Origin of the sequence: Psychrobacter sp. 78a-MNA-CIBAN-0178 (assembly GCF_040309625.1) — a bacterium.
Taxonomy (GTDB): domain Bacteria; phylum Pseudomonadota; class Gammaproteobacteria; order Pseudomonadales; family Moraxellaceae; genus Psychrobacter; species Psychrobacter okhotskensis.
Window position 1 is genome coordinate 58,963 of the sequence record NZ_JBEOOZ010000007.1, and the last position, 23,541, is coordinate 82,503.

The window sequence follows — 23,541 nt, forward strand, 5'->3', positions numbered from 1 at the left end:
AGGTAGTGAATTAAATTAATCTTTTAAAAGATAAGGTTAACTTAGATTGCAATATCATGCTATAAAAAATTGAATGTAATATTTGAAGCTCTAGTTTTTTATTTATACACTGCTGACGATAAACCTCTAAATTTGTCCTGCTATGCTGGTAAATTTTCCAATTTTTTTGGGTAAAGCTCCTATACCTCATTTAAGCGGTTTATGCTTTGTAAAACCTCTAGAGCAATTAATAAATTTGCAAGCTTTTAATTGCCTAATGCGTTAACTACTAAGTTTAGTCGATATTAATTAATTATATTTATTAAAGATATATCTTATTGGTTAATCAGTATTATGTGTTTTATTCAGTCAATATTTGTTGTAAATCCTACCGTACGAATAATTGATATTTAGTTTTATTTAAAAATTATAAAGTTTTATTATACATATGGGTCGTAATTATGAAAAAGTTATTTATTTTTGGTGCTCAACGTTCTGGAACGTCTATATTATCAAGTATTATTGGTGAGCACCCTAATGTTAAACACTACGCTGAAACAAATGTGCCGATTAATAAGGAGGATTACAAAGAAGCAGGCCAAACTATTAGATTAAAAGAGCTCAATGAAGTTCAAGAAATATTTAATAATCTTGATGAGAAGTATAGACTGATTGTCTGTAAGCCGTTGGTTGAGAGCCAGAATGCCGATAAAATTTTAAATTTCTTTGAAGATTCATTTGGGCTCTGGTCTTTTAGGAACTATAAAGATGTGATTTCATCAAATATAACGAAGTGGCCTAATAGGACAGCGGAGGACTTTTTTAAAGTAATCATTAATAGAAATGAGAATAACTGGAGATCTCAAGGTTTAACTCATAATTGCTATGAACTTTTCAATAAGTTCTATCATCCTGATATGTCCATTGAAGAGTCAGTTGCGCTCATGTGGTTGATGAGAAATCAACTATACTTTGATCAAGGTCTTGAAAAAGATTCTAGAATATCACTTGTTTCATATGAAAGGCTCGTGAGCGAGAATAATTACATACAAAACAAGATTGATGAATATATAAATGGGATAGAAGTTGTTCAAAAAAACCATAGACTTAATACAGAAAGTTTAATGAAAGGGTCGTATGTAAATATAAGTAGCCAAATAGATTTAGCTTGTCAAGAGATGTATGAAAGATTAGTAAGGGCTGAAAAAAGTGAATAGTTTATTTTAAAAGGCAAGGGTTTTCACTTGTTTTTAAAGAAGGGTAAACATGATGTGCTAAATTATTTTACAGGCAAAAAACCCAGTGAAGTTTCAATTAATAATTTTTGGAATAATATAAAATCTCGTAGTGACTACTGTCAAAAGTTAAATATTGATTATCAACATTATATCTTCCCTGACAAGATTTATAGCTTAAGAAGCAATATTGATAGAGATATTATTTCTCTATATAAGTCAAGTTATGAGTTAAAAATAAATGCTGAACCAGTAAATTTTATAGAGTTTAATCTTGAAGAGGCTGAGGATTGTTATTTACGTGGCGATACTCATTTAAGTGCTAAAGGAAATGAGATCGCTCTATCTAAAATGATAATTGAGGAAAACTATATAGAAAAATTTAAAATAGATAAGGTTGATTTTATTAAAGCTCAAAAAGGTTTTGTAGGGGATTTGTCTAGTAAATTAACTGAAAAAATAACGGAAGTTAAATTAAATTATGTCAATCCGAATGTAGAAAAACACACAAATGGCTTGGTCAGTGGTAATAACGGGATTATAGATATTTATGTGAATGAAACTGCAATCTGGGACAAAAAACTATTAATATTTGGCGACTCTTTCTTCAGAAATATGTTAAACGAACTTTCATACTTCTATTCTGAAATTATTTTTTGTAGAACACCTTTCTTTCATTATGAAGTAGTAGAAAGATGTTCCCCAGATGTAGTTTTTACAGGTAATGCAGAGAGGTATTTATCTTTTGTCAATGAAGATAAATATAGAAATGACTTCTTCTTAATTCCTCTAATAAATCGAATAAAGGACAATCCTTCTAGAGGTTTTATAAGTAAACTGATAGAAATTTTTGATTTTTCATATGAACATGAGCTTTTATAGTGGATAATTGAAAACTTCTTTGTCGCTTTTTAAGTATATATTATTTTGGAATTCCTGATTTTAGTCTAACACTTGCTTTTTGATAGGCTATGGAAATTAAGTTCTTTATCACCTGAGAGTAATTAAATGCAATGTATTTTACATATTGGTACAGAGAAAACAGGTACCACAGTTTTACAAAATTGGCTTTATTACAATAAAGATAAACTATCAGAGAATAGAGTTTATCTGAGTAATTTTTTGGGAAAACCAAATAACAGGCTGTTAGTATGTTATTTTATGGACCATTTCGATGACTGGTTTAGAACTAAAGGAATTGACACTCAACATGAAAAGGATGTTTTTTTTAAAAACTTCAGACAGGAGTTATGCTCAGAAATCAATGAAGCCAGTAAAAATCATGATTATATGATCATAACTTCTGAGCACTTTCATAGCAGATTAGTTAATGCAGATTCAATTGTTAAACTTAAGAATTTCCTATATCAGGTCTTTGAGAATGTTAAAGTTATTTGTTATTTTCGTGAACAGTCTGCTATGCGCCAGAGCTTGTATAGTACAGCTCTAAAGGTTTCCTCAGTTGATAATTTCAAAGAGTTTCAGCAAGACATCAGTGAGACTACGTATTATTATAACTTTTATGAAATAGCTAATAGATGGTCAGATATCTTTGGATTAGGAAATTGTATCTTTAAAGTGTATGACAGAGAGCGGTTCTTAAACTCTGATTTGAGAATGGATTTTATTAATTCTATTAATATAGGTGTTCATTATAAAGATCTCTGTTATGACCTTAATGGTGCTAATGAATCGCTAAGTTTTATTGAGGGTGTATTATACAGAAAAATTAACGCATCGATACCATTATTCAATAGTAGTGGAAAAGGTATAAATACTCAGAATGGTCACTTGAAATCAATTGTTAGTAACTGTGATAAAATAAAATTAGGAAGGTTTAATGACGAGCTGAGCAGTGAGATTTCAGAAAGATTTAAGTCTTCTAACAAACGATTTTTTGATAAATATTTTGATGGTAAATATCTCTTTAAAGCGCCCGCTACTACCCAAGATATTGATCTTAATGAAAAGTGCGTCCCTATAACTGAAGTTGCATTAATGTTAGAAGATCTTCTTTCCGGAATATTAGGTTATGAATATATGAATTTGAAAGATTCAGACGCTAATATATTAAGGGATATAGCTCTTAAATATGACGAAAATATCCGTTTGTCAAAACAAGATGCATGCTACCTTATGATGCTTGCACAAAGAGCTAGACCTAATGGTGAGTTTATCAGTAATAAAGTTAAAGAGTATTCATCTTAGTCAAGCTCAGTTTAGAAGAGTTTAGCATCGGGTTTTCTAAACTAAGTAGTTTTTTAGTTAGATAATAAAGTTTACCTATTTATATCTTTTTTTACTCTGGATAATAATTTATTTCAGTAGTATTTTTTATAAAAAATATGTTCAATATAAATATATAGTTTAACTTTATTTATGAAGTGTAAGGCTTATTGGATGTTGTAAGCTAATAAAATTTATTTGCTTTTTTTTAGAGGTGTAGAAACTTATGATAGTAGGTAGCGGACAAATAGCGACAGCCTTTAAAAGTTATGATGATGATAATTTGATAATTTTTGCTAGTGGGGTTTCTGATTCAAATTGTACTGATCCAACCCAGTTCGTTAGAGAGAAAAAGCTTTTGTTGAAATACATACAAAATCTTCAGGACGGCCGTATTGTATATTTTAGTAGTTCAGCATTGTCTTTTCCGTCTTATTCAAATAGCAGGTATTATCAACATAAGAAGCATATGGAGGAGTTGATAATTCAGTCAACTAACAATTACTGTATTTTTAGAGTGCCTCAATTATTTGGTAGTCTCAAAGAGCATAAGACTTTAATTAATTTTTTATATTATTCAATCTTAAATGAAAGACAGTTTAGGTTGTATGATGAAGCTTATCGGTATGTTATTGAAATAAACGACCTAACTAATTTAGTGTGTGATTTCTTAAAGTATTCTAGCACTCCTATTATTTTGAATGTTGCGAACCCTTATAGGTACAAGGTGTTAGATATCGTCTATATATTCGAGAAGCTCTTAAATAAAAAAGCTAATTATGAGTTAATCGAAAAAAATGATGGGTATGAACTAGACCTCTCTGATATGAAGAGTTTTATAGAAGAGTTTGGTATAAAAACTGATTTTTGTGAAGATTACTTATATCAAAAACTTAAGGCTAAAGTTTAGTCATTATAGAAGTTGTCTTAATCCTTGTAAGTGTTACGTGTTATTCACTGGTAGTGTGTGAGATATATTTTTACATATGCTGTCTTAGTTGCTTGATACTAAACATTATGTCATGGTATCGGATATCTTGGTGTTGTTCTAATTAATAATAATGTGGAGGTAGTTAGACGCGCCGGTGACATTGCCGCTTGTTTTGCTGATCCGCATAAAGCCAAAAATAGTTTAGGTTGGTACGCCAAATTAAGCTTACAAGATATGATGGCAGACACATGGCGTTGGCAGCAAGCTAACCCTAACGGGTATGAATCACAAGACTAGGAGTCACAGATAGGATAAGCATGTATACTCATTAGCTATAAGTCTGTTCGCTATCTTTATTTGTAGCACTTTCTCAGACCATTTGCGCTAATCTGAGCATTTTATTAACAGTTGACTTTGCCAGGGGCAAGGATACTTAGGTTTATATGTTATGACCCTATCCATGTGGTTGCTGACCATTATTTTGGTGAGCTTAGTTGTATTGCTTGTCAAGTTTCAGCAACATACTACGGCCATCTTTGGCGGTGTGCTTGTTCTAGTATTTGCCCTAGGATGGGTGGATAGCGCCACCTTACTTGGCAACGCAGCAAACGAAGGATTGGCAACATTAGTGTTGTTAATCCTTATTGCGTATGCATTGGAGAAGACCAGCGTACTGACACATCTGACTCGATCTTTATTCTCTAAATCTGAACGATCATCGATAGTACGCACTATTACCTTCTCAGGTATATCCTCAGCGGTATTAAACAATACCGCCGTTGTCGCTGCAATGATAAGTAGCATACAAAAAAACCCCCAAGTGAATACCGCCCGAGTACTGCTACCTATGTGCTTTGCCGCAACGTTAGGCGGTACGATGACACTGATAGGGACCTCTACTAACCTAGTGGTTAATAGTATGTGGGTAAAGCAAGGCCATGATGCGATCGGCTTTTTTGACTTAACCCCCATTGGCATCATTATTTTTGTACTAGGGGCGATTGTCCTTTATTTTACCAGCCTCCTGTTACCCGAAAAAGAGATGCCTGAAGAGGCTGTTGAAGAGTACTTCGTAGAAGCGAAGCTGGAGAGCACTTCAAGCTTAGTCGGTAAGACAGTGGAAGAGGCAGGGTTACGAAACTTAGTCGATTTGTTTTTGGTAGAAATCATACGTAGTGATCGGTTGGTTAGGCCTGTTTCACACTTTCAAGTGTTAAGAGCTGGGGATAAATTACTGTTTAGCGGTAATGTAAAAAGAATACAAGTGTTAGATCAGTTTGATGGACTTAAGTTATTTGCGCATAAAACTGGGTTGTTAACTCAAGAGTTGACAGAGGTTGCTATTAAGCAAGACTCTAATTTAGTCGGAAAAAGCTTGAAGGATACTGGTTTTAGAGCAAAGTTTGATGCTGCTGTTGTCGCAATACGCCGTGAAGGAGAGCAAGTCAGTGGTAGGCTGGGTGAAGTACACCTGCGAGCAGGAGACTTATTGCTACTCGCAACAGGTACTGATTTCGCTAGTCGTGACAATTTGCGCAAAAACTTTTATATATTATCAGGTGTAACACCAGACAATATGATCTCGGGCTGGCGTGAAAAGCTCGTGATGGTAGGTTTTGTAGCGATGATTGTGGGTTCAGTAGTCACTGGCAGATCGCTATTTGATTTATCGTTGTTTTTATTTGCGGCTTTATTATTTACAGGTTGTATTAGTGTCGACGAGGTGAAACGTCATTTTCCCGTGAGTATTTGGCTGATTGTAGTCAGTGCTTTGAGTTTAGCAAACGCAATGCAAGCGGTAGGAATGGATGGGCAAATCGCCAGCTTTGCTGCTAATAGTTTGGTCGGTTATGCACCTGTATGGACATTACTTGGTGTGATGGTTCTCACAATCGCGATAACTGAGCTTTTGACCAACAACGCAGCAGCAGCATTGATGTTCCCAATTGCCTATAGCTTAGCGAGTGGCATGAATGTCAACGCTTTTCCATTAGTTTTGGCAGTGTGCTTCGGTGCCTCTTGCTCATTTATTAGTCCTTTTGGTTATCAGACCAATTTGATGGTTTATAATACAGGACTGTATAAGATAAAAGACTTTGTAAAAGTGGGCGGGTTGATCACGGTGGTGTACACTTTTGTCTGTGTTATTATGATTCCTATCATTTACCCATTTTAAATAGCCATTGAACATACTTAATTACTAGTTGTACTAGAGACTTTATTGAAACTGAGGATGAAACATGAGTAAAGCTACCAACATTGTATGGCATGATGCAGGTGTGTCTCCTAAAGAGAGACAAGAAAATATTGGGTCTAAACCTTGTATATTATGGTATACAGGACTTTCGGGCTCTGGAAAATCGACTGTGGCAAATGCGGTAGATAGACTGTTGTTTGATAAGGGATATACCACCTATCTTTTAGATGGGGACAATGTGAGACACGGTCTGAATAAAGACTTAGGGTTTAGCGACGAGGATCGGGTGGAGAATATTCGTCGTATATCTGAAGTAAGCAACCTTTTTTTAGATGCAGGGCTGATAGTGAGTACGGCATTTATCTCACCGTTTAGAGCCGATAGATTGCAAGCAAAAGCATTGATCGGTGATGAGCGTTTCATTGAAGTTTTCGTTGATGCACCACTCAAGACTTGTGAAGAACGCGATCCTAAAGGACTTTATCAAAAAGCACGTGATGGGATGATCAAAAACTTTACCGGGATTGATTCACCGTATGAATCACCACTCTCACCAAGAATCCATTTATCAACCAATTGCGATGATATCGAACAATGCGCCAACCAAGTGGTGGACTACTTACTCAATAATAAGTTCATCAAATAGGCGACTCGATAATGAGTAAGTATATAGATGTGTTTAATGGTGATGCTGACGGTATTTTTTCTTTGATACAGTGGCGAAAATCTCATCCTATCACTGCTAATGATCAGCAAATACTTATTACTGGTGTAAAGCGTGATATTGCTTTAGTTAGTAAGATTGATAATGCGCTAGCAAATCAGTCTAAGATCACAGTATTAGATGTATCATTTGATAAAAACCATGAAGCTGTAAAGCGAGTCATGGAGCATTGTCACTCCTTATTTTATTGTGATCATCATAAAGCTGATAAGCTATTTGAGCATAATAATTTAATGTCAGTCATTGATACAGCGCCCACAGTATGTACAGGGTTGTTAATTAATAATGTATTAAAAGACGAACATATATTATGGGCAGTAGCTGCGATTTATGGTGATGGCTTGGACAGTGTCGCCACTCAATATGTTGAGCGTTTAGGGCTAACTCAAGCGCAATGTCAGCAGCTAAAAGAGCTGGGGGTATTGGTCAATTATAACGGTTATGGCAACTCAGTCGCTGATTTGTATTTTGATCCTGCCGAACTTTATACGCGGTTAGTGAATTACGAGAGCCCACTTGATGTTATTGTGGACCCAGACTCTCCGTATCCGTTGCTAAAGCAAGGTTATGAAGCAGACATTGCGAAAGCTGAGACAAGTAAACAGTTGGTTGATAATGACCTTATAGTGGTGATCTTAGAGGATGCACCTTGGGCCCGTAGAATTAGTGGTACGTATGGTAATCAGTTAGCAGCGAAACATTCAGATAAGCCTGTCGTGATAGTCACTGACAACGCAAGCGGTTCTTATTCCATTAGTTTGCGAGCACCAAAAGTTAATCCATATGGGGCAAGCAATATATGTAGTCAGTTCAATACTGGAGGTGGCCGTGAAGGAGCTGCTGGAGTCAACGAACTACCAAAGGCTGAGTTAGGACACTTTATAGAGGTGGTACGTACATACTATATTTAGAGACAAGTCTTGATTATCTCGGTATCTTGTTATCTCAGTATAAAGCAAACGTGCTTATTAATAATAAAAGTTAAAAGAATTTAGCGGGATAAATTTGACATGACTAATAAAATTAGAAAAGTAAAACACGCAGTGATACCAGTAGCGGGTTTTGGTACACGAATGTTACCTTTGTCCAAAAGTATCCCTAAAGAGCTTTTGCCTTTGGGCAATCTGCCTGTTATTCACTATGTGATTGAAGAAGCTATCGCAGCAGGTATTAAACATATTGTACTGGTGACACACCCACAAAAGCAGGCTATTGAAAATTATTTTGATATCAATGTCGAGTTAGATACAGCCTTACGCGATGGCGGAAAAATATCTTTAGCAGATAATTTGCAATGGCTGCCTGAGGATGTAAAAATTTCAAGCATACGACAAGGCAAACGTTTGGGTCTTGGCCATGCAGTCGCTGCGGCTAGGCCTATCATCGATGGCCACGATTTTGCCGTGTTGTTGCCTGATGTGGTGATTGACCCCTTCAAAACCAATTATGCAAAACAAAACCTAGCTTATATGACTCAGAAGTTCTCTGAGACTGGGCACTCTCAAATATTGGTAGATCCTGTTGAAAAAGAGAATATCCATAAATATGGTATCGCAAGGCTAGATGGGAAAAACCAAATTTATAGCAAATCTAAAGTTAATCAGAGTTTATCAGTCGCTGGCTTTGTAGAAAAACCTGAGGCTAAAGATGCTCCTTCTAATTTGGCTGTAGTTGGACGCTATGTGTTTGATCATCAGATTTTGGATTATCTGGATAGAACAGCACCTGACAAAAAAGGTGAGATCCAACTGACAGATGCTATTGATGCGTTAATTGCATCAGCAAGAGTTGATGTAACTACCATGATCGGAGCTAGCTTTGATGCGGGTAATATGTCAACCTACTTGCAAGCATTTGCTTATTTTGCTGAGCAACAGACGTAATGAGTCCGTTGGATGAGTTCTTGCGCCATAAATTAGCGTCTATGTTTTAACCCTCACATTTTAATGAGTGACAAGTACTAGCTGATTAGCGACTTTTTTAATAATTAAGCAGATACTTGTTAGAAATAAAAAACACTGCTAACGAAAGTGAGTATTTTTAGATGCCATATTGGATAGAAACTATGAATAATCCTACCTTAACGCCTCAATGGCAAAAGCTGATTGATCACTCTAATACAATCCCAGATTTAGTGACCCTTTTTAAAAATAATGATAAGAGAACAGAAGACTTCTTAATTGACTTTGAAGGTGTGTGCTTTGATTATTCAAAGCAGCTAATCGATAGAGCGACTAAAAAAGTGCTTATCGAATTTGCAGAGCAAATGGGTTTGAGAGATGCGATTAATAAGTTAGTATCTGGATATAAAGTAAATACGACAGAGAACCGCCCAGCATTACATACCGCTTTAAGACTACCTAAAGGTGCCAGCTTAGTTGTGGATGATGTTGATATTACTAAACAAGTGCATCAAAGCTTGGATAATATGGGCGTTATCGTAGAAAGGCTAACGTCTGGCCTTTGGAGAGGTTATTCAGGTAAAGCAATTAAAGATATCGTTAATATTGGCGTGGGAGGATCCGATCTTGGGCCACTAATGACCTGTATGGCATTATCAGAATGGACAGGAGAAGCGCAGATTATACAAAAAGGGCTAGAGTATAATAGCATTGAAGCCCATTTTGTCTCTAATATGGATGGTACTCAGTTAGATAAGTTGTTATTTACGCTCAATCCTGAAACCACTGTCTTTATTATTTCGTCTAAGTCTTTCACTACCTCTGATACACTCTCTAACGCTAAAACTGCTTTAGCATGGTTGTCTAATAGTCATAATGATGAAAAGAGTATCAAAAGAAATCATTTCATAGGTATCTCTGCGAATGCTAAAAAAATGGATGCATGGGGTATACATAAAGCCAATCAATTGACTCTATGGGACTGGGTTGGTGGGCGTTTTTCTATGTGGTCTTCGATAGGCCTCTCAGTAGCATTAAAACTTGGCATGGCAAACTTTCGTGAGTTATTAGCTGGTGCGCATTTGATGGATGAGCATTTTATTCACACTCCTTTTGCCGATAATATACCGGTGATGATGGGGTTGCTTAGTGTATGGAATAGCAGCTTTTTAGGTATAAATGCTCAAGCTGTCTTACCCTATGATGGGCGTTTAAAGTATTTTCCTAACTATTTAACTCAATTAGAGATGGAAAGTAATGGTAAGTCAGTTAACCTAAGCGGTCAAAAGGTTACTTTTGATACTTGCCCTATATTATGGGGGGAAGTTGGTTCAAATGCCCAGCATGCTTTTTACCAACTTTTACATCAAGGTACACAAGATGTGGCTTGCGATTTTATCGCTTTTATTAATCGCTATGATGAAAATCGTCAAGACATCGACCAGCAGCTATTACTTCAACATAAACTAAGTTTGGCTAACTGTCTGGCTCAAAGTCGAGTTTTGGCATTTGGGAATGTGGCTCTTGGCTCGCAAGAACCATGTAGCACAACATCCACTACGCATAAAAACTATCGAGGTAATCAACCCTCTTCTACGATATTGATTGATAAGCTGTCACCAAAAACCTTAGGTATGATGCTTGCTATGTATGAACATAAAGTTTACGTAATGTCTGTCATGTGGGGTATTAACCCATTTGACCAATGGGGAGTAGAAGTTGGTAAGGTAATGGCGAGTCAGTTAAATGACGCCATTCATCAGCATACTCTGGATTATGACGACTCAACGAATGCCTTGCTCAAACGTATTTGCAACCTATAACTATTTTGAAGCATGATAATAACTTATGAAAAAAACATCTACACAAACCAGTAGTATTTGTATTATTGGTAATAATGCTAAAGCGGCAGCCGGTGCTATGGCGCTCACTCATTTTGGGTTATCAGTTACCTTTTATGCATTGTCTAAGTCGGCAAACGAACATATAAAACGCTACCAGTTTGATAAAACATTGTGTAACCAATGGCAAAAAAGTCTCGATGAAGGCAGTCTTAGTTATCAAGTGCTGGATAACTTTCTATTAACTCAGCCATCGTTTGATATTTATTGGGTTTTTTTAGATCAATTAACAGATTGTTTACAAGAAGAAGTCCTTAAATATATAGAACCTCAAACTTGCGATGTTTGCTTAAGCGGTATTGTGCAGATAGGCCGTATTGAAAGTATTAGCAAGCGACTTAATACAGAAAATGTATTCTATATTCCATTTGTATTCCTTAATGAAGCTTCAGTTTTTTTAGCCACTATTAAACCAAGATTATTATTAATAGGTGAAAAAACTGAAAATACGGCAATGAAAAATCTGGTTTGTAAAACATTTATGGATAGTACCAGTAATTTCCATTTACATACCCTAAAAACTATTGAGTTTACACGAAGTTGTATGATGAATCTTATGGCTAGTAAGTTGAGTTTAATCAATGAGTTAGCGCGGTTGGCTGATCATTGTTCTGTGGACATGCTAGAGGTAGAAACGCTATTGAAGCAAGATGATCGCTTGGGCGTAGGGTTTTTGAAAGCGGGTTGGGGATATGGCGGGAGCACATTGCCTAAAGAGACCAAGATTTTAAAAAAACACTTACTAGGTTTAAATTTGTCTGCCAATATTGTTGATGAAGTAGAATATATAAATAGTGATCAGAAAGAATTGATCTTTCGCAAGTTATGGCAATACTTTGATTCACACGTCGCAAATAAATCTGTGATGATCTGGGGTGCCGGTTATAAAAAGGGAACAGGAAGAACTAAAGGTAGTGCGATCCATACTGTTCTACCTTTGTTATGGGGACACAATGCCATTACGACTATTTATGACCCTTTGGCTAAAAATGAATTGAGCGAAGAGTATAGTTCTGATAGGCGCCTGAAATTTGCCAACTCTCCCTATGAAAATCTTGAGCAAGTAGATGCTATTATTATCATAAACTGGTCGGAGGAATATCGTCCAGACATCTCAGTAATTAATAAGAGCCAGACTCCCATATTCGATGCTAAGAACCTTCTTAGTAAAGAGGAGATTCAGCAGCTAGAAAGCCATTACACAGGAATTGGTCGCGGAATAGGGTGAGATACTGTTTTCAAATTCTACCTGTGGTTTTCTTCTAAAATATTAGACTAAACTTAAATATCATTAATAATGTATTTATCTTAACATTTCGATATGTTCTAATCGCCATTTCTCCCAGTATTCTAGTCTTTGAATACGAGACTCAATATTCTGAATCCCTGTACTTGCTGAATTCATTAACGAATCGGAACGGTGAGCACCAAGCGTTAGTGGTTTGCCAATATGATGTATGCTTTGATTGCCAAATAATAACTTAAACCTCTCGTACAACTCACTATCTGCTCCGGTACGGACAGGCTGCCATAAAAATCCATTTTGTAAAGCAGGCTTTAAAGCACTACGCCGAAACATCAAAGATGATGGGTTTTTTTGTTTGTAAGGAAAGGCTGCACGGGCGAAATAACTTCCTTGGTTGTCAATTTTGATCCAATCTGAAGTGGTAGCCACTAATGAGCTGTCTAAAAATAATGGCATTACTTGTTGCTCTATCTTTAGAGGGTGTGCCCAGTCATCTGAATCATGGCAAATGATAAAATCACCAGATGCGTATTTCAGGCCATGATTTTTTGCCACAAATGTTCCTATATTTTTATCTCGATGAATGATTTTTATACGGTCATCCGTACGAGCGACATCTTTAGCTATACTTAAACTGTCATCAGTGCTGGCATCGTTTATTAAAATCACTTCAATATTTTGCCAGCTTTGGTTTAAAAAACTTTCTAAGGTAGAGCGTATATATTGGCTCGCATTATACATAGTGGTCAAAATGCTGACCTTAAATTGACATTCTCTGTTAATAGATAAAGGGGAATGGTAAGGAGGCTTTAGTAGCTGTAAGTTAAGACTACTAAACGGCGCATGATTTTTAATAAGCTGATAATTAGGTAAACCAAAATGCGCTTGATAATGGTTTAAGTAAGATAACTTATTTGCATTATTATTTGATTGCCAGTTACTGTCTAATAACAGTAGGTCTGGATAGTCGTCGCTATTTGACATCAGCTTTTTATACGATATATTTATTTGACTGTCAGAAAATCTACTTGATTCGGTTTCTTTAGCTACATGTTGAAGTAGATAGGCTGATTGCAATCCATGATGGTAGATTGTACGTTTGGCGGAAGGGAGGGTATTTATAAGTTGGATAGCCAACGGTAAGTTATATTTTGCAAACTCTCGGATCAACTCAGACTTGTAGCGAGATATGAATGGACTCTTCTCAAGTTTTTTGATAACTATTTGACACTCTTCTAAATGGCCATATGCTGATAGCGCTTGTGCATAAGCCACACCAGATCTAACACTAACCCCTTGCCATTTAGATTCTAATAGCGGTGTATAGATGCCCAATCTCGCACACATCCAACGCCGTTTACTTGTCGCTGTCCACTGATGATTTGGCAATAGAGCCAAAGCTTTCACAAACTCACGATCTCGGAAGTGTTTATGATAATAGGGAAAACTAAGCAGGAATTTTGGCATGTTAAGTACCTTTTTGAGGTAGGTGAGACCCAGTCAAAGTTATCATATCGTAATGTTTGTTTGAGCAAATCAGGTGATTCTGTGGTAGTAGGTTGTGTAACACACCTGTAAGTATAGGGGTGAAGACTTGGGTGCTAAGGTTGTGCAAAAAATATCTTCGGTTAAACACTGCTCGACTCGGTTCAGATAGTGCTTGCATTAATACCGATGGTAGTTGGTGTTTGTCAGCTGCAATGACGGCACCAGCGTCAATTAATGAGTTTAACGCGGGTGTTTGAGTCGATATCACAGTTAAGCCCATAGCTAGGGCATCAATAAGTTTTGCGGGTAATTGATGTTCGCTAATCAGTGAGTCAGGATCCTGCAAAATGACGCAGACGTCACCCATAGCGACAAAATTGCTTATAAGATGATAGGGTTGGTTGGGTAGGAATTTGAAGTTAACTCCTTTTATAGAGGTTAACTTTTCCTTAAAATTCTGATCAATAAAGTCCCCAATAATTAAAAATAAAGGATTGTCTCCTGATATCTCTGAAATAGCGTGTGCAGTCTCAATTAGGCCTTTATGAGGTTTAGGCGTTCCGGAAAATAATACTACTTTTTGAGAGGAGGGAATACCATATTTCTCGCGCATCATTGAACTAAGCCTTTTAGAGGGTATAAATTTTTTAGCATCTCTAACATGAGGAATAACTGTACCACTGTATCTAAGTTGTAAAGCAGTATTGGAAACAGTTATTGCATCAAATGTATAGTATAGATGGACACTTCTAATAAGCCAATAGTTGCTACGGATAGTTTCTATATTATTAATGGATAAGTGGCTATCGTTAGCTTTACTGAAACCTAATTCCTCATCATCAATATCCATAATGATATTGGCATTCCAAATTAGCTGGTAAAGTCTACCTATAATGAGGTTCGGAAGACGTGGTTTTGATAAGTGTACAACATCGAAAGGATGTGAGCTTACAAACTCATAAGCCTTGTAAATTAGGTCGGAAACATCTTTGACCGTGATATATTCACATGGAATGCTTGAAAGCTTCATAGGCTCCCACAAGCATTTGGGCTGCTTACGATTGACTGAAACAATACAGCCAATAATAGAGATGTCTTGACCACAATTTTGATAAAGCTCTGCTAAAGTTAGAACTCTGCCTGCGGCATTATGAGACAAATCCCAGCCACAAACTGCTATTTTTTTTCCTTTATCAAGGTTTTTACTCTGATATTTTTCTTTGGCGGCATTAAACCTGTCAGCTTGGCGTGCTGTTAGTTTAGATCTATGTTTTAAGGCACCAGAAAATTGGCGAATACAGGTCTGCCAGTCTTTTTTTCGATAGGCTTTTTCTGCCTGATACTTATAGTAATTAGCATTTATTTGATTGAGTAAAAACAAGCTATCTACCTTGGTTTTGTACTAGACTTCTTGCATAAGTCATCGTCAGCCCTTGTAACTCCGTCAGTGGAAGTCAATGAACTGGTACTTTTGCAAGAGATCTACTAAGTAATCATTCCACACATTGGGTATTAGTATACTTTCATAGTGAGTAAGATCAATTTAAGAGATACTCTGAATACTATTAGCTGTAAATAGCCACATAATATTCAGAAGTACGGTTATGGAGAACTAAGGTTAAGCTGGCCTCGCACCTTGTGCTGCTAACCATTCATTTATTTCTTGTATCTTAGTATCTAATAACTCTCTATCACCGCGACTTTCAATGTTTAATCTGATCAACGGCTCTGTGTTAGATGCCCGCAAATTAAAGCGCCACTCTCCAAAGTTCAGACTCAAGCCATCAAGCGTTGATTTGACTGGATTGTGCACGCTAAAATTCTTTTCAATCGCGTTGATGATAGTTGGTGCATCGTGAGTGGTGAGGTGAAAGTTTAATTCGCCTGAGCTAGGGTATGCTTGGATATAGCCTGTGACCAATTCTGATAAGGTTTTACCAGTGATAGAGAGTAGCTCAATGGTCAATAACCAGGGAATCATGCCGCTATCGCAATAGAAAAAATCACGGAAATAGTGATGGGCAGACATCTCACCACCGTATATAGCACCAGAGTCACGCATCACTTGCTTGATAAATGAATGTCCAGACTTACTGATGACGGTCTTGCCATGGTGTTCTTTAATTACTGCTTCAGTATTGTATATCACTCGTGGATCGTAGACGATTGACTCGTTTGGGTATTTATTCAAAAATGCTTGTGCAAGCATACCGACGATGTAGCTGCCATCGATGAATTCACCGCTTTCATCGAATAAAAAGCAACGGTCGAAATCCCCATCGAAGGCAATGCCAAGATCGGCATTATGTTCTAAAACAGCTTGCTGCGTAGCCACTCTATTGGCTTCAATCATAGGATTGGGAATGCCATTAGGGAAGCTGCCATCAGGGGCATGATGCAATTTAATCACTTCAACAGGCGCATTAGCTTGTGCTAACTTCTCAATCAATAAGTCCACCGCTGGCCCAGCACTGCCATTGCCTGAATTAATAACCAGTTTTAACGGTTTCAATTTATCCATATCTATAAAGCTCATGGCATGGTCAATATAAGCGCTTTTATCAGTCAATAATTGCAACTTTCCGGATGGCTTAGCAGTGGTAAATTGTCCCGATTCTGCTAACGCTTGAATCTCTGCTAAGCCATCATCGGCGCTAATCGGTTTTGAGTGCTCTTTTACCAATTTTAAGCCGTTATAATTAATAGGGTTATGACTGGCTGTCACTTCAATACCGCCTAACGCTTGATAGTGACTGGTCGCAAAATACACCTCTTCGGTACCAGTCATACCCAAATCAATGACATCGACGCCTGCATCTATCATGCCTTTGATTGTCGCTTGTTTTAATTGCTCGCTTGAATCACGGATATCGCTACCGATAACGACTGCTGGATTTAAGTTTTTTAGTTCAGTAGAGGCATCAGCTACGTTATAACGCTGAAATAAAATCTGTGCAAAGGCGCGACCGATACGGTAAGCGATATCTTCATCAAGACTGACACCAAGCTCGCCGCGGATATCATAAGCTTTAAATGAATTGATAATAATAGGTTGGAATTCAGTTGTTGGTTGATAGTTAGTGGTCGCAGAAGTAGACATAATGACAAGATTCCTTGCGCTAAAGCAGTGATAAAATAATGAGGTAGATAGCACAACTATAAGCTAATAAGCATTCAATACTATACTATAGTCGATTTGCTTAAAAAATAATACATTATTGAGGGGATGATTTTTTCTGAGCATCGAAATACACTTTAACTATTAAATGGCTATATACTCGATTTAACCAAACTAAATGACAGAAAAGGTATGAGAGCATCCCTTATGACTACTTTAGATAATGAAATAATAGCACCGTTACCTGTACAAGGAACACCTGTAGCTAGCGGTGAGTTAGACGATTTATTGGCGTTGATGGCACGGCTACGTAGTGATTGCCCTTGGGATAAAAAACAAAGCAATCATAGTCTTATTCCTTATGCGATTGAAGAAGCCTACGAGCTAGGCGAAGCGGTACAAAGTAATGATGACGAAGATATCAAAGGCGAGCTTGGTGATGTGTTATTACAAGTGGTTTTTCATTGCCAGATGTATGCGGAGCAAGGGCGTTTTGATATGAGCGATGTCATTACTACTTTACAAGAAAAGTTGATTCGGCGTCATCCGCATGTGTTTGAGGCTGAAAGTCTTGAAGATGACGTGGCGGTAAAAGCTCGTTGGGATGAGATTAAGGCAGAGGAGCAGCAAGCGCGCGAGGCACGTGGTAAACCCAAACGTCGTCTAGACAATACTAAAGCGGGCAGTGCGCTCATGCAGGCGCAGGATGTACAAAAGCAGGCATCAAAACTTGGATTTGATTGGGAAGGCGTAGCAGGAGCGTTTGAAAAACTTGAGGAAGAAATTAGTGAGTTAAAGGCTGAACTGACAGAGAACTCTAAAACAGATAAGTCTAAAGAAGCTGATAAATATGACATAAGCAAAGCCAATATTAGAGAGATTGAAAAAGAGCTGGGCGATTGCATGTTTGCGCTGGTCAACGTGGCGCGTAAATTGAACCTTGATGCTGAGACAGCGACCCTTACTTGTGTGCATAAATTCAAATCACGTTTTGGCTATATTGAGGAGCATTTGGCTGCGGCTGGCAAGCGTTTAGAAGACAGCGATATAACAGAAATGGATGCATTATGGGAAGCGGCGAAACAACATGAACGATCGTTATGAACGCTTATCATAAAGTCTCGTTTGCTGGGTTTACCAGTTTGACCGGCTTAATATCTAGCGCGGCTTGTTGTCTAGCCTTGGTTATCCTGACGTTCAGCAATGCACACGCCGCGCCCTGTTTTGATAATCCACAAAGTGCTTATGCGTACCTGTTGGCACAAGAGAGTGCTAAAACAGAGGCGCGCGATCAATCTACCGTCAATATCAATCGTGCTAGTGAAGGTGAGCTCGTTTCATTAAACGGTATCGGTAGTAGTAAAGCCCAAGCGATTATTTTATATCGCGACATGTTTGGCGATTTTAAGACAGTGGATGAGTTAGCAAAGGTAAAAGGTATTGGCGCAAAAACGATTGAGAAAAATCGAGCCCGTTTACGCGTGCAAGATTAATAGCATTATTTTGCATTAATTAACCCCAATATTGACAAAATAGCACGTAACTAAATGTCATAACGCACCTACCACGCGCAAAATTTGTTAAACTAGCAGTTACATCCGCCTGATAAACGCTGTGTTGATCAGGGGTGGTTAAAGAATACCGGCGAGGAGTAGATGCATGGCCGAGCGTGCCGCCAAGCAGTTAGAACTGAATAAATCTGAATTACCCAATTCCATTACTGAAGTAATTGCCACCTTAACCCGAGCAGGGTTTGACGCCTATATCGTCGGCGGCGGTGTGCGTGATACTTTATTGGGTTTGCGCCCAAAAGACTTTGACGCTGTCACTGATGCCAAGCCGCATGAGATCAAAGACGTCTTTGGTAAGCGCTGCCGCATTATCGGTCGCCGCTTTCAGTTGGCGCATGTGTATTCAGGTCGTGAGCTGATCGAAGTCGCTACCTTTCGTGGTCCGCCGACCAGCAGTGGTACCACCAATCAAGACGGTATGATTCTGCGTGATAACGTTTGGGGCGATATCCAACAAGACTTCTCTCGTCGTGATTTTTCGATCAATGCGCTTTATTATCAGCCACTAAAAGGTGTGGTGCATGATTTTTGCGGTGCGCTTGAAGACATTGATAATAGAATCATTCGCCTATTAGGCCATGCGCCCGTTCGTATCGAAGAAGATCCGGTAAGACTATTGCGGGCGTTACGTTTTAAAGCCAAGCTCGGTTTTGAGTTTGATGACGAGTTAGCCGATCAGTTTCATGATGGTAACTGGGCGCTGCTTGAGCAAATATCACCGCATCGCCTCTATGATGAAACGCAAAAGATGTTTACCGGTGGTTATTTGGTGCCATTATTACCGCTATTATTTGAGTCGGGCGCGATTGATAGTTTAATTATTTATCCGCCTTCTGAGCCTAGCGCTTTAGTGAAACAAGTGGCCATTAATACTGACAAACGCATTGCAGCGGGCAAAAGTATCAATCCAGCATTTTTCTATGCAGCCATATTATGGGAAAACTATCTGCATCAGTTAGAAAAAGCTAAAAAGCGCAATATGCCATTTGCTGAAGCGCAGATGCATGCGGCTGGCAAGGTCATTGACCGTCAACGTATTAAAACCGCTATTCCTAAATTTGCTGAGCAATTTATCCGTGATATTTGGATATTGCAGCCAAAACTTGCAGCCCCGCGTAGCAAGCAAATTGTCCAGCTCTCTGAGCATCCTCGCTTCCGTGCAGGCTTTGACTTTTTATTATTGCGTGAGCAGTGCGGTGATGCTGAGCATCCATTATCAGAATCGACCAACGACATGGGCGACTGGTGGCAAACTTATCAAACCTTGTCTGTATCAGAGCAGGAACAAGCGATTGATGAGTTTGATGAAAATATTCGTCGCGGCGCCTATAAAAAAGGGCAGCGTGGTGGACGCGGACGTAATCGTCAAAAGCCAGAATCAAATACAGCCGATGAGTCGGTATCTAATCAACAAAACACTAAGCGTAGCAAAGCCAATGGCAGCACTGAAAAGCATGGCCTTGAAAGAAATGGCACTGAAAAAAATGGCAATGAGCAGAACATGGTGAACGATGCGTCAAATATTCCATCACGTCGTCGCCGGGCCGCCAGCCAGTCTACAGCTGCTAAGCAATCTGACAGTAGTAAAGACACAGGTTATAACGCGCAGCAGGTCAAACAAGACAGTAATGAGCTTGCTCAGCTACAGCAGTTGTCTCTTGCTAGTAGCGGTAACCGAGCGGCAAATAAGCGCCATCATTCCAAGCCTGCGCCATTGTTTGTGATCGAGCATGAAAAAGTCGTGCCGCCATTACAAAAGCAGCTAGCAAGTGCTGATAAGCCTAAGCCTCGTCAAGAGTCCGTGCAGAAAAAAGCAGTGATGTCGAGTCCAACAGCTGAGAAAGATCTACCTAGTCAGAATGCTAACTTTGATAGTAAAGCTGATGGTAAAGCTGATCGCTCAAATAAGGCTCAGCAACCTAAGGATAAACAACCAGAGGTTACGTCACCTGCAGCCAATAGTTATCCGACCCGTTCGGTGGCAAGGTCACCGGCGCTAGTCAGTATGAATAACGAGCCGATACCGCATAAGCGTCGTCGCCGTGAGCCTACGGTAGACGTTGATAATAGTGCAAGCACGGCAGAAAAGTCGCCAACTAGCGATAACGGACAAACTGCTAAGAAATACGCGAAGAAAGCGCCTAAGCCAGCTGCTCAACCTGCTAGTAATGCTAATACTAAAGCTGAGAAAACGGTAGAGCATGTAGAAGCTTCGCCAGAAAACAAGACAGGAACTAATAAAGCGACTACGCCTGCGAAAGCTAAGAGATCAGCTAAAACGACAGGGTCAAAGTCTGCCAATAGCAAGACAGTTACTAGTAAAGCAAGTGACAAGGTTAATGGCAATAAGGCAACTGACACTAAAGTAACTGATAATAAAGGCCCTGTACCATCGAAACGCCGTCGTCGTCAGCCCAGTACCGATAATGTCTAGTATTGATAAACGACCTTAACCGATATTGATGATGGTGATGGACCGCAGGTTTTAGAGTAAAGTGCTCATGATAAAAAATCACTTTAATAAAAGTGCTAAGTGTCATAATAAAACACCTGACGAGACGGACAAGGCGACTTGGGTTAGCTGTTATGTGGGCTTAGGTAGCAATCTAACCAATGAGTTAGGCTCGCCGGTAGAGCACTTACAGCAGGCATTGCAAGGGTTGCGAGAGCATGAGCAAATACGTGAGGTTCGAGTATCCTCATTTTATGCCTCAGCGCCTATGGGGCCACAAGACCAGCCCGACTTTGTTAATGCTGTCGCTGGTTTTAAGACAATATTGCCGCCTTTTGAGTTGCTTACATTTTGCCAGCAGCTAGAAGAGCACGCTAAGCGGGCACGCTTACGTCATTGGGGTGAGCGTAGTTTGGACGTTGATATCTTATTGTATGGCGACGTACAACTTGCGGAGCCGCAGCTGACCATACCGCACGCTGGACTGCTTGAGCGTAATTTTGTCCTGATACCGCTGCGAGAGCTCGCGCCAAAGCTGACGATTGCAGGAAAACCGATAGACAGCTATCCGCAAAGTCATGATCGGACAGGCTTACAATTATTATCGAGCGACTGATAATGCTTCTAATCACAGGCGCGATGATAATTAGAGATATCTATACATAAAAGCATTGATAAATAAAGGCATTGCAGATTAATTGAGAATCATATGACGACGTTATCTACTTTAAAAAAATTCAAAAGAGAAGACACCAAGTTTACTTGCTTAACGTGCTATGACTCGATGTTTGCACGCATGATGGACAAGGCACAGATCGATACTATTTTGATTGGTGATAGCTTGGGTATGGTGGTACAAGGCCACGACTCAACGTTGCCCGTGACCGTTGATGATATGGCTTATCATACAGCCAATATTGCCCGTAGTAATCAGCATGCTCTGATTTTAGCTGACCTACCATTTATGAGTTATGTGACGTTGCCAGAAGCGATCGCTAATAGTCGCAAGTTGATGCAAGCAGGCGCACATGTCATAAAGATTGAAGGTGGTAGTGAGCTTTGTGATTTGGTCACGACCTTAGCGCAAGCAGGCACGCCTACTTGTGTCCATCTTGGCTTGACTCCGCAATCGGTCAACGTTTTTGGCGGCTATAAAATCCAAGGTCGCGGTGATGAAGCGGCTGATAAGTTGCTGGCGGACGCCAAAGCGGTCGTTGCTGCAGGCGCTGCCTTGCTCGTATTAGAATGTGTGCCTGCTGAGCTCGCCAAAGCCGTAACAGAAGCGGTTACAGCACCGGTGATTGGCATTGGCGCTGGTGCAGATACGGATGGTCAAGTGTTGGTCATGCATGACATGCTGGGTATGGTGCATGGACGCGTGCCGCGCTTTGTTCATGACTTTTTAACTGATGATCGTAACAGTGCGCGCAGTATTGAAGGCGCCTTTGCCCTTTATCAGCAGTCAGTACGCGAAGGCAGTTTCCCAACAGAGCAGCACCAATTTAGCTAGTCTGTAGCGCTAGTATTAATAAGTCTTTTGGTTTTTACGATTATCAGTAGAAGAATATTTAACGATGCCAATCATTTATCAGCAGATTTCAGAGTTGCGCGCCGCGCTACAGCCTTATCGTGGTCAAAGAAATGATAAGCCAGATAGCGCTCAGCGTATTGCCTTAGTACCAACGATGGGCAACCTGCATGAAGGTCATCTTGAGCTGGTCAGCATTGCTAAACAGTATGCCGATATCGTGGTGGTAAGTATTTTTGTCAATCCTACCCAGTTTGGGGAAGGAGAGGACTTTGAGAGTTATCCACGCACATTAGATGAAGATGTCGCCAAGCTAGCAACAGTTGGTACGGACTATGTCTTTGCCCCAAGTATCGCTGAGATGTACCCAGTAATGCCGCCACCGACCTCTGTTCTTGCTGGCGGCATTACCACGCAATTATGTGGTCAATCGCGCCCTGGGCACTTTGATGGTGTGGGCATTGTTGTCTCCAAGTTATTTAATATCGTGCAACCTGGTGTGGCAGTATTTGGACAAAAAGATTACCAGCAATTAGCCATCATTAAGCAACTGGTGCGTGATTTAAGCTATCCCATTGAGATTGTTGGTGCGCCTATTGTGCGTGCTGCTGACGGCTTGGCGCTATCTTCGCGCAATCAATACTTGAGCGCAGCTGAGCGAGAAACAGCCCCCGTGCTTCATGCAGAGCTGCAACGTCTAGCACAGCAGTTAATGAGTAATAAACTGAGTATGCCAGAATTTGAAGCGTTACTTGCAGAGACGTCTCAGCGTATTAGTAACGCTGGCTTCAACATTGACTATCTAGAAGTAAAAACAGATGCGCTGAAATCGGTCATTAATGATGCCGAAGTTTTTAATGTGGAAAACGAGAATTTGATTATCCTCGTCGCGGCTTGGCTAGGGCGGGCACGCTTGTTGGACAACCAAGTAGTAACGGTACATTAACCGTTATGACACAGTAATTTGACGGATGCAATGGACAGGGTAACGGATCATGGATGCCAGTAACGATAAAAGCGACAGTAAAAAAAACAGTAAAAGCA

At 39.2% G+C, this 23,541-nt stretch carries 20 protein-coding genes; 17 read left to right on the forward strand and 3 right to left on the reverse strand.

What is annotated here, in order from left to right; all coding sequences use genetic code 11:
• Positions 1-440 precede the first annotated feature (440 nt).
• From AAEY80_RS06370 to AAEY80_RS06420, 11 genes are all read left to right on the forward strand, one after another.
• Positions 441-1,196 carry a sulfotransferase gene (locus AAEY80_RS06370; RefSeq protein WP_350588070.1) on the forward strand — a complete coding sequence of 252 codons (756 nt, stop codon included), beginning with the start codon at positions 441-443 and terminating at the stop codon, positions 1,194-1,196.
• A 27-nt stretch (positions 1,197-1,223) separates the two neighbouring features.
• Positions 1,224-2,096 carry an alginate O-acetyltransferase AlgX-related protein gene (locus AAEY80_RS06375; RefSeq protein WP_350588071.1) on the forward strand — a complete coding sequence of 291 codons (873 nt, stop codon included), beginning with the start codon at positions 1,224-1,226 and terminating at the stop codon, positions 2,094-2,096.
• A gap of 126 nt (positions 2,097-2,222) precedes the next feature.
• Positions 2,223-3,422, forward strand: coding sequence for a hypothetical protein (locus AAEY80_RS06380; protein WP_350588072.1), 1,200 nt, complete (start codon positions 2,223-2,225; stop codon positions 3,420-3,422).
• 244 nt (positions 3,423-3,666) lie between these two features.
• The gene (locus AAEY80_RS06385; RefSeq protein WP_350588073.1) at positions 3,667-4,350 is read left to right on the forward strand and encodes a Rossmann-fold NAD(P)-binding domain-containing protein; all 684 of its coding nucleotides are present in this window, start codon (positions 3,667-3,669) and stop codon (positions 4,348-4,350) included.
• Between the two features lie 153 nt (positions 4,351-4,503).
• On the forward strand, positions 4,504-4,668 hold the full coding sequence (locus AAEY80_RS06390; RefSeq protein WP_350588074.1) for a hypothetical protein: 165 nt from the start codon (positions 4,504-4,506) through the stop codon (positions 4,666-4,668).
• A 151-nt stretch (positions 4,669-4,819) separates the two neighbouring features.
• On the forward strand, positions 4,820-6,547 hold the full coding sequence (locus AAEY80_RS06395; RefSeq protein ID WP_350588075.1) for an SLC13 family permease: 1,728 nt from the start codon (positions 4,820-4,822) through the stop codon (positions 6,545-6,547).
• 64 nt (positions 6,548-6,611) lie between these two features.
• On the forward strand, positions 6,612-7,214 hold the full coding sequence (gene cysC, locus AAEY80_RS06400; RefSeq protein ID WP_350588076.1) for an adenylyl-sulfate kinase: 603 nt from the start codon (positions 6,612-6,614) through the stop codon (positions 7,212-7,214).
• Between the two features lie 11 nt (positions 7,215-7,225).
• Positions 7,226-8,203 carry a DHH family phosphoesterase gene (locus tag AAEY80_RS06405; RefSeq protein WP_350588077.1) on the forward strand — a complete coding sequence of 326 codons (978 nt, stop codon included), beginning with the start codon at positions 7,226-7,228 and terminating at the stop codon, positions 8,201-8,203.
• 111 nt (positions 8,204-8,314) lie between these two features.
• Positions 8,315-9,175 (forward strand): UTP--glucose-1-phosphate uridylyltransferase, encoded by an 861-nt coding sequence (locus AAEY80_RS06410; RefSeq protein WP_350588092.1) that lies wholly within the window; start codon positions 8,315-8,317, stop codon positions 9,173-9,175.
• Positions 9,176-9,357: 182 nt separating this feature from the next.
• Positions 9,358-11,016: a glucose-6-phosphate isomerase gene (pgi, locus tag AAEY80_RS06415; RefSeq protein ID WP_350588078.1), complete on the forward strand. Its 1,659-nt coding sequence runs from the start codon at positions 9,358-9,360 to the stop codon at positions 11,014-11,016.
• A 25-nt stretch (positions 11,017-11,041) separates the two neighbouring features.
• A complete protein-coding gene (locus AAEY80_RS06420) occupies positions 11,042-12,322 on the forward strand; it encodes a UDP binding domain-containing protein (RefSeq protein WP_350588079.1) in 1,281 nt (426 codons plus the stop codon).
• Positions 12,323-12,397: 75 nt separating this feature from the next.
• Here AAEY80_RS06420 and AAEY80_RS06425 read toward each other — a convergent pair whose 3' ends face one another.
• The 3 genes from AAEY80_RS06425 to AAEY80_RS06435 all read right to left on the reverse strand — a co-directional run bounded on the left by AAEY80_RS06425 (position 12,398) and on the right by AAEY80_RS06435 (position 16,928).
• Entirely contained in the window at positions 12,398-13,807 is a 1,410-nt protein-coding gene (locus tag AAEY80_RS06425; protein ID WP_201616902.1) for a glycosyltransferase family 2 protein, read from the reverse strand.
• Between the two features lies 1 nt (position 13,808).
• Positions 13,809-15,209, reverse strand: coding sequence for a glycosyltransferase family 4 protein (locus tag AAEY80_RS06430; protein ID WP_201616903.1), 1,401 nt, complete (start codon positions 15,207-15,209; stop codon positions 13,809-13,811).
• Between the two features lie 237 nt (positions 15,210-15,446).
• Positions 15,447-16,928, reverse strand: coding sequence for a phosphohexomutase domain-containing protein (locus AAEY80_RS06435; RefSeq protein ID WP_201616904.1), 1,482 nt, complete (start codon positions 16,926-16,928; stop codon positions 15,447-15,449).
• A gap of 225 nt (positions 16,929-17,153) precedes the next feature.
• On the opposite strand from AAEY80_RS06435, the gene mazG reads away from it, so the two are divergent.
• The 6 genes from mazG to panC all read left to right on the forward strand — a co-directional run bounded on the left by mazG (position 17,154) and on the right by panC (position 23,443).
• On the forward strand, positions 17,154-18,050 hold the full coding sequence (gene mazG / locus AAEY80_RS06440; protein WP_201616905.1) for a nucleoside triphosphate pyrophosphohydrolase: 897 nt from the start codon (positions 17,154-17,156) through the stop codon (positions 18,048-18,050).
• The gene (locus tag AAEY80_RS06445) at positions 18,047-18,439 is read left to right on the forward strand and encodes a ComEA family DNA-binding protein (protein WP_201606579.1); all 393 of its coding nucleotides are present in this window, start codon (positions 18,047-18,049) and stop codon (positions 18,437-18,439) included. Before mazG ends, AAEY80_RS06445 begins: the two co-directional genes overlap by 4 nt.
• Before the next feature lie 166 nt (positions 18,440-18,605).
• Positions 18,606-20,951: a polynucleotide adenylyltransferase PcnB gene (pcnB, locus tag AAEY80_RS06450; RefSeq protein ID WP_350588080.1), complete on the forward strand. Its 2,346-nt coding sequence runs from the start codon at positions 18,606-18,608 to the stop codon at positions 20,949-20,951.
• A 67-nt stretch (positions 20,952-21,018) separates the two neighbouring features.
• Entirely contained in the window at positions 21,019-21,585 is a 567-nt protein-coding gene (gene folK / locus AAEY80_RS06455) for a 2-amino-4-hydroxy-6-hydroxymethyldihydropteridine diphosphokinase (protein WP_025651126.1), read from the forward strand.
• Between the two features lie 93 nt (positions 21,586-21,678).
• Entirely contained in the window at positions 21,679-22,479 is an 801-nt protein-coding gene (panB, locus tag AAEY80_RS06460; protein ID WP_025651125.1) for a 3-methyl-2-oxobutanoate hydroxymethyltransferase, read from the forward strand.
• 64 nt (positions 22,480-22,543) lie between these two features.
• The gene (gene panC / locus AAEY80_RS06465) at positions 22,544-23,443 is read left to right on the forward strand and encodes a pantoate--beta-alanine ligase (protein WP_201577407.1); all 900 of its coding nucleotides are present in this window, start codon (positions 22,544-22,546) and stop codon (positions 23,441-23,443) included.
• The last annotated feature ends 98 nt before the right edge of the window (positions 23,444-23,541 follow it).

What these genes read in the sequence shown, in the direction of transcription:
- panB (WP_025651125.1), top strand. Translation starts at nt 21,679, where the DNA reads ATGACGACGTTATCTACTTTAAAAAAATTCAAAAGAGAAGACACCAAG.
- AAEY80_RS06435 (WP_201616904.1), bottom strand. Translation starts at nt 16,928, where the DNA reads ATGTCTACTTCTGCGACCACTAACTATCAACCAACAACTGAATTCCAA.
- AAEY80_RS06445 (WP_201606579.1), top strand. Translation starts at nt 18,047, where the DNA reads ATGAACGCTTATCATAAAGTCTCGTTTGCTGGGTTTACCAGTTTGACC.
- AAEY80_RS06405 (WP_350588077.1), top strand. Translation starts at nt 7,226, where the DNA reads ATGAGTAAGTATATAGATGTGTTTAATGGTGATGCTGACGGTATTTTT.
- mazG (WP_201616905.1), top strand. Translation starts at nt 17,154, where the DNA reads ATGACTACTTTAGATAATGAAATAATAGCACCGTTACCTGTACAAGGA.
- panC (WP_201577407.1), top strand. Translation starts at nt 22,544, where the DNA reads ATGCCAATCATTTATCAGCAGATTTCAGAGTTGCGCGCCGCGCTACAG.
- AAEY80_RS06395 (WP_350588075.1), top strand. Translation starts at nt 4,820, where the DNA reads ATGACCCTATCCATGTGGTTGCTGACCATTATTTTGGTGAGCTTAGTT.
- AAEY80_RS06370 (WP_350588070.1), top strand. Translation starts at nt 441, where the DNA reads ATGAAAAAGTTATTTATTTTTGGTGCTCAACGTTCTGGAACGTCTATA.
- folK (WP_025651126.1), top strand. Translation starts at nt 21,019, where the DNA reads ATGATAAAAAATCACTTTAATAAAAGTGCTAAGTGTCATAATAAAACA.
- pgi (WP_350588078.1), top strand. Translation starts at nt 9,358, where the DNA reads ATGAATAATCCTACCTTAACGCCTCAATGGCAAAAGCTGATTGATCAC.
- AAEY80_RS06385 (WP_350588073.1), top strand. Translation starts at nt 3,667, where the DNA reads ATGATAGTAGGTAGCGGACAAATAGCGACAGCCTTTAAAAGTTATGAT.
- cysC (WP_350588076.1), top strand. Translation starts at nt 6,612, where the DNA reads ATGAGTAAAGCTACCAACATTGTATGGCATGATGCAGGTGTGTCTCCT.
- AAEY80_RS06420 (WP_350588079.1), top strand. Translation starts at nt 11,042, where the DNA reads ATGAAAAAAACATCTACACAAACCAGTAGTATTTGTATTATTGGTAAT.
- AAEY80_RS06425 (WP_201616902.1), bottom strand. Translation starts at nt 13,807, where the DNA reads ATGCCAAAATTCCTGCTTAGTTTTCCCTATTATCATAAACACTTCCGA.
- pcnB (WP_350588080.1), top strand. Translation starts at nt 18,606, where the DNA reads ATGGCCGAGCGTGCCGCCAAGCAGTTAGAACTGAATAAATCTGAATTA.
- AAEY80_RS06380 (WP_350588072.1), top strand. Translation starts at nt 2,223, where the DNA reads ATGCAATGTATTTTACATATTGGTACAGAGAAAACAGGTACCACAGTT.